The 12,914-nt window shown below is 57.8% G+C and carries 7 protein-coding genes and 3 pseudogenes; 2 read left to right on the top strand and 8 right to left on the bottom strand.

Translation table 11 applies throughout. From position 1 onward, the window contains the following. Positions 1-77 precede the first annotated feature (77 nt). Positions 78-1,721, top strand: coding sequence for an MFS transporter (locus tag EOC06_RS07965; RefSeq protein WP_063169257.1), 1,644 nt, complete (start codon positions 78-80; stop codon positions 1,719-1,721). A gap of 234 nt (positions 1,722-1,955) precedes the next feature. On the opposite strand, the pseudogene hemN reads toward EOC06_RS07965, so the two are convergent. Both hemN and EOC06_RS07955 read right to left on the bottom strand, forming a co-directional pair. After that, a pseudogene (gene hemN, locus EOC06_RS07960) lies at positions 1,956-3,282 on the bottom strand (oxygen-independent coproporphyrinogen III oxidase). A 464-nt stretch (positions 3,283-3,746) separates the two neighbouring features. Then, entirely contained in the window at positions 3,747-4,103 is a 357-nt protein-coding gene (locus EOC06_RS07955; protein WP_024505577.1) for a hypothetical protein, read from the bottom strand. Between the two features lie 681 nt (positions 4,104-4,784). Between EOC06_RS07955 and EOC06_RS07950 the strand changes: the two genes are divergently transcribed. Next, complete coding sequence (locus EOC06_RS07950) at positions 4,785-5,924, top strand: porin (protein ID WP_127213822.1); 1,140 nt, start codon at positions 4,785-4,787, stop codon at positions 5,922-5,924. Positions 5,925-6,406: 482 nt separating this feature from the next. Here EOC06_RS07950 and EOC06_RS07945 read toward each other — a convergent pair whose 3' ends face one another. From EOC06_RS07945 to tdh, 6 genes and pseudogenes are all read right to left on the bottom strand, one after another. Next, positions 6,407-8,278 carry an acyltransferase family protein gene (locus tag EOC06_RS07945; RefSeq protein ID WP_127213821.1) on the bottom strand — a complete coding sequence of 624 codons (1,872 nt, stop codon included), beginning with the start codon at positions 8,276-8,278 and terminating at the stop codon, positions 6,407-6,409. 83 nt (positions 8,279-8,361) lie between these two features. Further along, a complete protein-coding gene (locus EOC06_RS07940; RefSeq protein ID WP_063169261.1) occupies positions 8,362-8,922 on the bottom strand; it encodes a CpaD family pilus assembly lipoprotein in 561 nt (186 codons plus the stop codon). A gap of 12 nt (positions 8,923-8,934) precedes the next feature. Then, positions 8,935-10,356 (bottom strand): type II and III secretion system protein family protein, encoded by a 1,422-nt coding sequence (locus EOC06_RS07935; RefSeq protein WP_063170365.1) that lies wholly within the window; start codon positions 10,354-10,356, stop codon positions 8,935-8,937. Between the two features lie 71 nt (positions 10,357-10,427). Continuing rightward, positions 10,428-11,114 carry a response regulator transcription factor gene (locus EOC06_RS07930; protein ID WP_063169262.1) on the bottom strand — a complete coding sequence of 229 codons (687 nt, stop codon included), beginning with the start codon at positions 11,112-11,114 and terminating at the stop codon, positions 10,428-10,430. 805 nt (positions 11,115-11,919) lie between these two features. Next, positions 11,920-12,088, bottom strand: a pseudogene (locus EOC06_RS41965) (transposase); the annotation flags it as partial. A gap of 714 nt (positions 12,089-12,802) precedes the next feature. Further along, positions 12,803-12,914, bottom strand: a pseudogene (gene tdh, locus EOC06_RS07920) (L-threonine 3-dehydrogenase); the annotation flags it as partial.

Genomic DNA, 12,914 nt, shown 5'->3' with positions numbered 1-12,914 from the left:
CGTGCGGTGCTCCGCGATGTCTAAGTATCGACCCGCTTGCTCAAATCGCAGCGCTCATCGAAGGCCAGCAATACCTCATGCAGAGCGAAAATCCCCAACCGCCCGTTTCAAAGACGCTCGCCCCATTTCGAAACAAGGTGTTTCGCTCAATTTGGGCGGCCACCCAGATTTCCAGCCTCGGTTGGCTAGTGCAAACGGTCGCCATCAGTTGGCTTATGGCAACGATTTCAGCGTCCGACCTCATGGTGGCACTCGTCCAGGCCGCATCCACATTGCCGGTGTTCTTCCTCTCAGTTTTCGCCGGAGCCATTGCCGACAACTTCAGCCGCCGGTGGGTGATGTTTGCGGGACACTGCCTGATAGCATCGGCGTCGACGACGCTGATGATTTCTGTGGGTCTGGGATTTGTCAGTCCTTGGCTGATTCTCGGGTTAGGTTTCCTGGCCGGCTGCGGCTTTGCCTTGAATGATCCGGCTTGGCACGCTTCGGTCGGCGATATCCTTCACAAACGCGACATTCCGGCCGCAGTGACGCTTATGTCCGTCGGATACAACATTGTGCGCAGCGTTGGTCCAGCCTTGGGGGGCGTGATCCTGGCCGTCTTTGGGCCGCTGGCCGCTTTCGCCTTGGCTGCGGTGAGTGATCTGGCGCCCATAAGCGCGATATGGCGCACCAAATGGGAGGTCCGCTCTTCGCCTCTCCCTCGTGAGAGAATGACGACGGCAATTCATGACGGAGTGCGCTTTACGGCGATGTCTTTGGAGATCAGGGCAGCGACCGCCCGAGCCGCTCTTTTCGGGTTGGCAAGCATCTCCATTCTGGCGTTGCTCCCCCTCGTCGTCCGGGATCAGTTGAAGAGTGGGCCAATTGTCTACGGTATCTTATTGGCCGGCTTCGGCATGGGTGCTTTCATCGCGGGTATGGGCAACGGCTTCTTGAGGAAGGTCACGTCTCAAAACAGGCTGGTGGCCTTCGCCTCTGTGGCTTGTGCAGTCTGTTGCCTCTCCCTTGCCCTTACATCGTCGCTTCCTGTGGCGGCCATTTCGCTGGCGCTCGGCGGAGCGGGTTGGCTTATCACCTGGACGGGCATTGACGTGTCGGTGCAGTTGGCAAGCCCAAGGTGGGTTGTAGGCCGCACGCTCTCCATTTACTACGCCTTGAGCGCAGGCGGTATGGCTGCTGGCAGCTGGATCTGGGGTTCTGTCGCGCAAAACTATTCCTTGACCTCAGCATTGGAGGGCGCCGCAGGCGCTCTGTTGCTGGTTGCAGCAGCGGGGATCGTGTTGCCGGTCCGTCCCTGGGAAGAAACCGATCAAGAAAGTTCAGTTTTTCATCCGCCGGACGTGGCTCTCGATCTGAAACCCAGAAGTGGCCCTATCGTGGCCAAGGTCGAGTATTTGATATCGGAGGAAAATATCGAGGCCTTTCTGGGCTCCATGCGCACGCGGCGACACGTCCAGAGCCGTGCCGGTGCACGAAACTGGACGCTCCAGCGAAATCTGCAAACACCGTCACTTTGGACGGAGACATTCCGCACCCCCACCTGGATGGACTTTCTCCGCCTAAATCATCGACTCACCGCAGCAGATAAGGAAGTCGCCCAGCATCTCCTGTCACTGCATGAAGGAGAGGTGCCTCCGCAGACAGTGCTTTCGATTGAACGGACGACCGAGGCAATTCGTACCCGTACCTCGACAATCTTTTCTCGTCCTCCAAGATGACGCCATCAAGCTGCTGTCCAGGGACAGGGTGGATCACCGGTGCTTTGCAGAGCACAGCCTCACACCGAGAGCAGCGTGCTCCGGGTTGTGCGCTTTCGCGCGCACCCAGGCGAGATGATGGTGAACGCGGCGTCAAGTGGAAGTCCCCTGCATACGCTTGCGGAGTCTTCTGCGAGAGCCCATGCCGACGAGCGCCAAACAAGGTCTGATGCCTTTCGGCGTCGTGGCCTCAACTCATCGATTCGCGAGAAAAGCATCGAATGCAGCAGCAACGGCGCGAACAACAAAGCGGTGCTCCGGCCGCACGCGGATGAAGCCGTTTTCGACGTCCAGGATCCCCTCCTCAGCCAGCGTCACCAAACTCTCAACTGAATCGAGAAAACGAGCTGGTTCGATTTCGTGGGCGGCACAGATGGTCGGCACGTCGGCCTCCAAACCGCACATCAGTCGCTCGATGATCGCTGCGCGCACCCGGTCATCGTCGGTCAGACGGTGACCCTTTGATGTCGCCAGACGTCCACTTGCGATGTGCCGGGCGTAAGAATCCCGTGTTACTTCGTTCTGAACATACCCCTCGCGGACTCGGCCAATAGCCGACGCGCCGAAGCCGATCACGTTTTGCAAGTATCGGCCGAGTATCCCAGCGAATTACGCCGTAGGCGCCCGGTCTTCTGGCGCTAGCGCAAGTTCGTCGTCCGGCGGAGCGAAATGATCGAGCCCGATCTCCCGGTAGCCAGCGCCAACCAGTGTCTCGGCGACAGTTGCAGCCTGTTCGGCGCGAAGATCGCCGTCCGGTAGACCTGCCTGCTCGATTAGGCGCTGATTCTTTATCACGGAAGGAATATGCGCGTATCCGAACACCGCAAGCCGGTTGGGGCGCATGGCGACCGCAGCCATCGCGGTCTGGATGCAGGACTGCACAGTCTGTTTCGGTAGACCGAAGATGAGGTCGAAGTTGATATGGCCAACGCCATGCCGGCGGAGATTTTGGACTGCAGCGGCCGTCTGCACCTTACTCTGGATCCGATTGATCGCCTTTGCACATCGGGATCAAAGCTCTGCATCCGATGCTCGCGCGGTTGACACCGTTAGCTGCCAGGGCTTCGGCCATTTCCGGTGTGAACGTTCGGGGATCGATCTCCACGGCGATCGCAGCAGTTTTGCTGAAAGCGAAGTGGCGGCGTAGAAATTCCATCAGCGCCAAGTGCTCGGCTGGCCCGATAAGGTGAGGCGTTCCGCCGCCGAAATGCACATCGCTCACCGGCAGCCCTTGCCGCACTTGCTCCGACACCAAACTGATCTCCTGACGCAGCACCGCTAAATAATTAAGGATCGGGCCGTTGCGACGGATGACCGCGGTAGGGAAGCCGCAATACCAGCACATGGATCGGCAAAACGGAATGTGGAAATAGAGCGACACCGATTCGTCGGCCGGGAGGCCCCCCAGCCATTCCTCATAATCGTCAGCACCAACTGCCGCAGAGAAGTCTGGCACAGTCGGATAGATGGTATACCAAGGCGGCCGGGGGTCCCGGTACTTTGTCAGGATTGAGGTGTGCAAGGAGCTGTCATCCCACGTCGCTCATCCATCATTCTTTCGTTGCGCGCTCGTCCTGGTCTCTGACCTAAGTCAGTGCGTCCCGCTTATGTCGCAGTCTCGTTTGGACAGGATGGGGTCAACCACGCCGGGGAGCGCGCGTGCCATGGTTGCGCCTGAGGTGATGGTGCGGTGCCGCATTCAACGTCTGAGTACGTGACGCCAGTGCAGTGTGCTTGAGGCGTCTGCGGAAGAACTTTGCAATGCGAAATTCATGTCCGACGCAACGGACCTGTCAAGCCTCGTTCAGACGCCATCCAGGTCCAGCCAGCGGCCTTCCCTGCCGGCCGAAAAACCATACCGGCTTTAGCCACCGAGACGCTCTAAAGCTGACGTCGGCTCATTTGATGAAAGGAGGACGCCGCTAGGGGGTGCACAAGGTTCCCCGGCTTGACGTCGCTTCGAGCGAAGAGCGGTGTGGCTTGTCGTCAAGCGCCGGGCAGCGTGCCCCCTACCGATATCCCGAAAAGATCGACCAAGATGGCCATGCCGACGCCACACGCGGTCTGGATGAGGCCGACCATGAAAATGCGATTGGCGCGTTCGTAGATGGGGCGCCGCAAGGAACTCATGTCGAGCAGCATGGACAGCGCTCTCATCTGCAGTGCGATGCCGAGCAGGATCGGCACTACGGCGAACAGATCGTAGAGTTGCCATGGCAAGGGGTTCGCGGCCCAATGAGTGAGGAAGCCGAGGGAAAAGGCAAGCAGGATACCCACGGCAGTGATTGTGCCGTTGCGGAAAATGGTCTCGATCGGTTCTTCCTTCGGATCGTGCTCGTCCAAGCGGCTTCCTTTCGTTGCTCTTTCCGTCGAGACTAAGTTCTCGAGAATACTGTTCATCGCCAATTACTCGAGGCGAGCCGTAGGCAGCCGTTTCAGGGTGCGCTCCCTCTCGCTTCCGGCCGCGCAATGTACCTGCACGGCGAACTTACAGCGGCGAAAAGGTGCTGCGGCCACCATGCGACGCCTCGGACGTGCACGCCCTCTGTTCCTGGCGCAGCCCTTGCGGAGCGTACGCGCAGTGATCCTTCTCGGTAGCGGATGGCGCGGCCTCCGTTGCGGTCAGACGGGAAGCCGTCGCTGTTAAACGAGACTGTCACATATCGAACATGGCGAACCGTGTCGCACATTTCTTTTCGCAGTGACCCTCAAAAAAAGTGATTCCAGCGAGACGAAGGCGCGTCGGCCCGATTTTGGTGTCGGCCGCATCTACGCTTCAGGTTGGCATGTCGCTTGCTGCTCTATTCGGAGAGCTGCAGCGGTCCGACCGGAGTGTTTCACATGTAAACGATAATGAATCTCCTAGCAGAAAACACTATTATAAGTACATGTGGCTTTTACGCTGGCTCACCTCTCGTGTCAAGCGCTTTGGCGTCCACATATTGGAGACAACACGCACAAAATTTAGAGGAAAAGCTTGCTCTTTCGCCTCTATCCTTTTTATTCCTTCATGGAGATCTAGACATGTACATCAAGAGTCCTCTTCTCGGCTTAACTGCTCTGATGACCATTTCCGTCGGTCGAGCAGCTGGCGCCGAGCGGGAACCGGCCGAGTACATCAAGATCTGCGACGTCCTCGGCTCGGGATATTCCTATATTCCCAACACCGAGACCTGCCTGCGCATCGGCGGCTATGTCCGTTACGATATCGGCCTGGGTGACGTCCGATCGTATGACAGCGCAAGAACCTCGGACGTGAGAACTGGCGAGGACCAAGGCACTTGGCGAAACAGCACACGCTTCACGTTCAAAACTTGGACCGGCCAGCAGACCGAGCTCGGCGCGTTGACGACCTATACCGAAACCCAGGTGAATTTTGGCAACAGCGCTAACTCGCATGACAGTCCTCAGAACTATGATTTCAACAGCGGCCTCGCACTGGCTTCTGCCTGGGTCGAGCTGGGAGGCCTGCGAGTTGGCAAGGAGGGGTCGGCCTTCGATACGTTTGCAAGCTACGCTGGCAACGTTCTCGATAGTATGCTCGTTCCGTCGGCCGGCTTCGACACCAACGTGGCTCAGTACCACTTCGACGCCGGCAACGGCATTTCGACTGTGATTTCGCTCGAACAAGGATCGGGCTCAGCCGGTACTATCGACAGCTATATTCCGCACGTTGTCGCCGGCTTGAAATACACGCAAGGCTGGGGCTCGATCACCGGCGTCGCGGCTTATGACAGCAATTACGAAGCTTTTGCCGGCAAGATCCGCGTCGACGTCGCTGTCACAAACCAGCTGTCGCTGTTTGGACTCTTCGGCTACGGTTCCAATGCCAGTCTCAACGAGGACTCAAACGGCGCAATTGCCAATCATGGGCGCGGCTCGTACAAAATCTGGAACGGCCAGTGGGCTTTCTGGGCGGGCGCCACCTACGAGTTTGACGAGAAAACTTCGTTCAACCTTCAGGTCTCGGGTGATCAGCTCAAGGATGCTGGTGTGGCTGCAAACGTCGCCTACATGGTCGTTCCCGGCTTCACGGTCACAGCCGAGGTCGATTACGACCACTACGGCAACTCTGGCCTCGGCCCTGCCGAGCCTACCGCCGTCAAGGGCACGAGCAAGCCGAACAGCGTCGGCGGCATTCTCCGCTTACAAGGCTCATTTTGAAATCTCTCCAGTCGCGAGCATGGCAAAGGCACTTGCCTCGACAACGCACGCATGGAGAGCTTCGTTCGCCATCTTGAAGTCTGCATCGACCGTCCACGGCCCATCGTACCAACTAGAAACTGAAAGTTATGAGCCCTGTGTACTACACCTAGCCCTTGACCTGCCCGATGAACCGGCCAGGGGCCGTCAGTTCAAATTCGGGGCCGTTTAGAGGGCAGTGTGAGGCCGTGTTAGGTAAGCGCCACTGCAATGTCGAGGCCGCGACACGCCTGTCGCTTTGGACGGCTGGAATTGCCCTTCGCGGCGCCATTCATTCTCTCAACATTTACGTGATAATGCACGCTGAGTCCGAGCCGCGTGGCAGCACCCATCCTAGGTCACTATCGGGGGGCCTTAAACCTGAACAGCTCCATCGTCGCGGCTGCTGCGGAAGCAGGAGCTATCACTGGGACCCGTACTGGTGCTTGTCAGCCGCTGAGCCGCTACTTCGTCTTAGGAAGAGCATTGTCCTTGCCAAAAGCCGGCCAGTATTTCGAGATTGCCAGTGTGGCGCCGGCTGAAGAGAAATGACCATAGTCGAAATATAAAAACTCTCCTCTATCGAAATAGGCGCAGCGTCCTGCGCTGCACAGGAATTTCAGCGGATCGATGAATGTGGCGCCTTTGGTAAATGAGCGCACACGTTCGTTGACGTCGGGGTCCATCGCGATCGGCCAGGACGTATCGTCCAGATTTTGGCGCTTGGCGAAGAACGCAATTTTCCGGACGTCAGTTGGGAACTGCGGAGACTGGCCGATGACAAACACGCGCACGCCCAGGGCACGAAGCGTAGCGATTGTTTGCTGAAGACCGTCGAAACCTCTGACCTCATAGTCACTCCATCTACCGCTGAGGATAACCGTCTTGATGTCCGCTTCCAAGATGACGTCCAAGGCCTTGCGATTGAACCGGACACAATCAAGACGATCGTACGGGTAGTAATAGAGTATCGGCGCGCAGCTGGCGTACGTATATTCAACGATGTTCGCCTGCAATCGATTTATGTTAGCACCCAAGCCGGAAACATAGTGCGCGGCGAAGGAGTCGCCCCACAAAAAAACCGTTGTTGGAAAACCGCTGGTGCGCGTGCAATCCTCCATATTCCAGCTTTCGATCCGGCTGGTGCCCTCGTTGAAACAGATGCCATTCCTCCAGTCCCCGACGGAAATGCGCCGCTGGACATAGTCCGGAAACCGTTGCGGAAAGCCGTTGCCGAGCGCCCCCGCCGCTCCGCCGGCACAAAGGACAACGATCGCGAGCGCTGAAAAGGCGAAGATAGGCCCCGGGGAGGTGAAGGCCCTCTTCTGTCGAAACGGCTGCTCTACAAACTTCCAGGAGAATGCAGCCAATGCGAGGCTTGCCACCAACATCGCACCGGTCATCAACGGATCGAGTTTTTGGAACGAAAGATAGTGCGCGAACGCATTGAGAGGCCAGTGAACAAGATACAACGAATACGAGATGAGCCCAATCCAGACCAGCGGCCTGACTTCGAGCATGCGGGTGGCGACCGTCGAGGGGGTATTTTGGCCAACATAGATCAGAAGGGCCGTTCCGATGCATGGATACAAGGCGTTGTAGCCTGGGAACGGATCACTCGCCGAAATCGCGAAGAACCCGATGGCGAGAAGGCCAAATCCGGCCACCCCCACCGACTCCATCAGGAATCGGTTGCCCAGCGGCGAGGGGCATTTGAGCATGAGCAGGGCGCCCAACATGAGTTCCCAGATTCGGGTCGGCAGCAGATAGAATCCGGCGGTGGGTGCCAGCGATGTCGCCATCACCGCCACTACGAAGCTGCAGAGAATTATCGGAAGAAGTGTCGTCAGCCAGCGCTTCCCGATGTAGCGATAGATTAGGAACATCAGGATTGGTGCGAAGATGTAGTACTGCTCCGCTACGGAAAGCGGCCAAGTGTGCAACAGTGGTAGAAGCGCGGCATCGATAGAGAAGTAACTTGACGTTTTCCAGAAGAAAACGTTCGACCAGAAGGTCGAGGTAGCTATGATGCTAAGACTGAATCCGCGCAGATCCGGTGGCAGAAGAATGAACAATGCCGCAATGCAGGTGAGAAGCATCACAAAGACGAGCGCCGGCAGAATGCGCCGGGCACGGCGCCAGTAGAAGTTGACGATGGAAAATTGGCCGCGTTCAAGGTCATCCAGGAGGCTTCCGCTGGTTAGGTAGCCGGAGATGACGAAGAAGATATCGACCCCGCTAAAGCCACCCGGGATCGCCGAAATTCCGAAATGAAAGAGTACGACCGGAAGTACAGCAACGGCCCTAAGGCCCTCGATATAGCGCCTATATTGCATCCAGCGGTTCCTTTTATTTTAGATCAGGACGCGATTGGAAGCTTTCAATCTCCGGTAGGAGTGCTGCCGAGATAAGGGCGGTATCAGCCACCTTTATCCGTCCCGAATGTTCTGTAAGTTGCAACTGGTACAGAAGCACGATCGCCATCGCCGGCCTTGACGGCCTGATTGTCGAGCAGATCGCGCGGATCGTTGACCATCACGGCCAGGTTATGTCCTGTCGAACAACCAAGCGGCTGTTTGAAGGATTCTTCATTGGGTAAGGCACCATATGAGGGACAGACCGGCGGACGGGCGTGATAGACAATCGCCTCAATTCGCACTGAGCCGGCGTCGTGTTGATCGCGCAATTGAATGTTGTCTTCTTCGATTGCCAACTGCCTGGCCTGATGGGCTACCCCTGCGCTGAGCTGGGGCGAACCGCTGATGAGGAGGTGGATGGCATCGAACCGGCCGCGACTGGCCTTGTCTAGGAAAACACGCAAACGCTGCCGTTCGGAAGCGCGCAGGCTTTGCAACGTCAGGACGGTGGTCTCCTCTCGGACAAGCATTGGTGCCGATGGTTCGACATCAACTGGCGTAGTGCTTGTGCAGCCACTTACGCTTGGTGCCAGAGCGACAAAGAGGATTATAAAACGCAACATCTTTGGATGACACTATTCGATGATGAAGCCGAGACCGCCCTGGGCGCTTGGCGCGCCCGCACGGATAGCAGCGCGGTCTCGCGGGGGACTTGTCACGGAATTCGTCGGAGCGCCCCCTCCGTTCAAAGCCGGTGCCGCCCGCTCGGTCGGTGCGCTCATCTGGTTTGGGTTGGAGCCTGGTCTTACAATGTAAGGCGTAACTAGAATGACCAGTTCTGACTCCTCTTTTTGAAACGAGGTCGAGCGAAAAAGCGGTCCCAGGATCGCCAGTTCTCCGAGCCAGGGAAAGGCCCTGACATCATTGTTGACGTTCCGCCTGATTAGACCGCCGATTGCGAAGCTCTGGCCGCTGGCGAGTTCGACGACCGTATCGGCTCGGCGCGTGGAAACTGCCGGCACGGAAATTCCGTTGATTTGCACGGCACCTTGCGTCGACAGTTCACTGACTTCGGGCGTTACGTGAATGTTGATTTGATTGTTGCTGAGAACTGTCGGCACAAATTCCAGACTGACGCCGAAGTGACGGAATTCAACCGATACCTGCCTGTTTTCCTGCAGGACAGGAATGGGAAATTCGCCGCCCGCGAGAAAGCTGGCCTTTTCACCCGACATAGCGGTGAGGTTCGGCTCAGCCAGGACGGAAGCTATATGCTCCTTGGCGAGCGCGTCGAGAACCGCGCTGACGTTGACGGCACCGTTGTCGAATCCGATTTCTGCTGTACCGCCACCCTGGGTTGAACCAGACCCAGCGCTTGCAGCGCTTCCGCTTAGAACGCCCACTTTGAAATTGCCGATTTGACCGAAGGCGGACAAGTTGACGCCGAGTGACTTCATGGCGCTGCGTGAGACTTCGGCTACGCGCACGCTGAGGTTAACTTGCAGGGATCCAGCGACCTTGATGTTGTTGACGACTTGCGCTCCGTCGCCCAGATATTGCTCAGTGACTCTTTTTGCGGTGTCGGCGACCTCTGCGTCGGGCGCCGTCCCGCTAAGGATTGCGCCGCGCGGCGTATAGTTGACGCGGATGGGATAGTCGCCGACCTGCTCCCGCAACATGGCGCGTAAATCCCCGATCGGTTGCGTGACAACGATACGCAATTCGGCGAGAGGCTCGCCATTGCCATCCAAGGCGAATAGGCTGGTCCGCCCCGATTTCTTGCCAAAGACGAAGATTGTTTTGCTCGATGGCGCCTGAAAATCCGCGATCGTGGGGTCAGCAACAAAGATGGTCGTGGCTGGCCCGGGCAGATGAACGGTCTCCCCGAGCGAAGAGGAAAGGGTCAGCGTGGCGTTGATGCTATTCGAAGCCGCATGCGGCGGGCCTTTGTCCTGCTTGTTTTGCGCCGCGACACCAAGTGGGAAAGTCACAATAAGCGCGCAGAGGAGATGGCCCAGGTAACGGGGCACTGCAGGTCTTGTAACCTTGTTGGCGATCGCCCGCCAATTGAGCGCAGCGCAAGGATGTTGAAGGATCAGCAAAATAGATCTTCTTTCGATTCGACAAACTATGCGGACGAGGCGTCAGTCAATTCTAGGATGTAACCAATGCCTCGGATGGTCTTGATCCGTGGCGTTGCACCTGATCTGGTCAGATGTCCCCGTAAACGATAAATTCCGACTTCAAGCGCGTTGGCAGACACGTCGTCGTTGAATGAATAGAGGTGATCTTCCAATTGCGCACGGGGCACGATGCGGCCTGCCCGGTTAAGCAGGTGCTCTAGAACACAGAGTTCGCGACGTGCGATCATCATTGGGTGCCCATCAACGAAAACCTGGCGGGCGACCGGATCAAAGTCGAGATTGCCAAATACGAGCCTCAGGTCGGTCATCTGTGTCGCCCGGCGCAGAATGGCTCTCATTCTGGCAATAAGCTCATCGGTAGAGATGGGTTTGAGCAGAAAGTCGTCCGCACCACCGTTGAAGATCGCAATTCGCTTATCGAGATCGTTAAGGCTGCTCATAATGACGGCAGGAACTGAATGCCCGTGGGTCCTCAACTGCCTCAGCCAACCCAAGCCATCGCCATCTGGCAGAGCCAATTCCAGCAGGAGAATTTCATAGCTGGCGCAAGAAAATGCACTCGAAGCCAGTTCCAGAGTACCAACGACATCAACGACGAAGCCGCCATCCCCGAGCGCAAGTCGCATGGCGCGCGCAAGATCCGCATGATGATCCACGAGCAGCGTTCGCATTTCATCTCCTCTCGAAGAGGGACGGCCCATCGAACGCGTCACCGGCGGCCATCTGATCGGAGCACACGGCGCGCAACTCGTCGCAGCTCTCGGAACTGGTCCGAGTCGGAGGGACATGCAAGTCGCTCGGTGGCAATAGGCGCGGGTGAGGACCAACTGACGGGCTCAAATACGCCGGTCGGCGAACCCACGAGGCCAGCAACCCGCGTGCGATTTCTCGTTGCATCATCTCTCCTACGTGCAGCCCCTGCGCTCGCAAGGCAGCGTCGCGGCTCAGAGCCCGATTCCCACAGAGGGTAGGGTTAGCTTTCGAGAAACTGATTGAACAAATCGATTATTTGGATCGAATGCATCCACGGTATGGATGCAGCGCACCATCTTCAACGACTGCGGCGTCCTGATGCACTGTTGTGTCTGTCGTGCTCTGCTTTTTTCGCTGTCCTTCAAGGCTGGCGAGCCTGGTGGAACCTGCGCGTCATTGGCTTGGTAGCTTGAATGCTCAACAACGGAGCGCCCTGCGCAAAGCCGCTCTCATTTCCAAAAAGCCTTGCAATCTGGTTGGAGCACTTCGCGCTCGACACCAAAATAGGCGAGGAAAACTGACGTCTGACAGGGATGTACATGCAACAGCCGATTTGCGGCACCAGCAAACGACCGCGTTCAGGCTGAAGATCGACGACCAACGGCTCCTCGATTTCCGCACTTTTACAAGCTCTTCCTGTGCGGGCGGATGCCGGCAAACAGCAGCACAGGGTCAGCGAAACCGGGAGCGGGCCTGCTTGATCGCCATGATCACATTGCCGCTGTCGCGCGTGCGGAGCGGAATGCAATCGGTCCAGCCGGCGGCAATCCGGTCAGCACCATCGTCTGCACGAAGCTCCCTGACGAAGACGTGCCCGAATGCGCTCAACAAAGCCGGGCGGCGGATCTTTCCAATCGCCGAAGGTGCGGGCTGGCACCGAGCGGCGAACTGCGAACTCATTCCTGCCCGGCGGCGCTGGCCGCCGCGAGCGTCGATGCGGACCCAGCCGCTCCGAATCCTCCCACAACACGATGAGCGCGTCGCGGACATCGCTGCCGTAACAGCGGCTGCGGCTCTTGCCCGCAGACGGCCTCTGCTCACGACGGTTCATAAGACGGATCGCGCGCTTGCGAATAATAGCCGGTTACCGCCTCGAACTCATCCAGAATGCGCCGCTTGTCAACGCCGCAATAAAGCTCCACGATCGCCGCTTCACCGTGTCGCCATGCTGAGCCGCGCCATCCTTCCCCCGAACCGGAATGGCACGACCTGTCCATCCCCTTTGGAACAGGACACTATTGGTAACATTTTGCTTGAGGCAATGCGGCTCGTTGCCTTCCTTTTCGCTGACCGGAAGGGTACCGGAAGTCGTCTATCGCATCTTACCCGCTGAAAGCGGCAACACCTCGACCTCAATCGCAGATCATAGGAAATAGACGATCGCGTCGGGGCCTCAGCATCGGTTCACCGGGTTTCCGTCATCGACTGAAGCGAATTGCCCCATCGACCGTCACCGGGTGGGCCGCGATACGTCGCCGTATATGATTAGCGAGCGCACGTAGCGGAGCCATAGCTCTCCACCCAGCCATGTTCCCCTAGTTGGAAAATGTCCGGCGGACCAGAGGTGCTGTCGTCAGCTTTTCCTGAATAGCGGCCAAGGCAATCCCTACCAGTCCATCACCACCTTGCCGGAACTGCCGCTCTTCATCGCATCGAAACCGATCTGAAAATCGTCGATGCCGATGCGGTGGGTGATCAGGCCGGAGACATCCAGCGGG

This window comes from Mesorhizobium sp. M7A.F.Ca.MR.362.00.0.0 (assembly GCF_004023175.1).
In the GTDB taxonomy this organism is placed as follows: domain Bacteria; phylum Pseudomonadota; class Alphaproteobacteria; order Rhizobiales; family Rhizobiaceae; genus Mesorhizobium.
Note: the sequence above shows the minus strand (reverse complement) of the source record. Positions and strands in the feature narration are given on the sequence as shown.

What these genes read in the sequence shown, in the direction of transcription:
- EOC06_RS07965 (WP_063169257.1), top strand. Translation starts at nt 78, where the DNA reads ATGCAGAGCGAAAATCCCCAACCGCCCGTTTCAAAGACGCTCGCCCCA.
- EOC06_RS07950 (WP_127213822.1), top strand. Translation starts at nt 4,785, where the DNA reads ATGTACATCAAGAGTCCTCTTCTCGGCTTAACTGCTCTGATGACCATT.
- EOC06_RS07945 (WP_127213821.1), bottom strand. Translation starts at nt 8,278, where the DNA reads ATGCAATATAGGCGCTATATCGAGGGCCTTAGGGCCGTTGCTGTACTT.
- EOC06_RS07940 (WP_063169261.1), bottom strand. Translation starts at nt 8,922, where the DNA reads ATGTTGCGTTTTATAATCCTCTTTGTCGCTCTGGCACCAAGCGTAAGT.
- EOC06_RS07930 (WP_063169262.1), bottom strand. Translation starts at nt 11,114, where the DNA reads ATGCGAACGCTGCTCGTGGATCATCATGCGGATCTTGCGCGCGCCATG.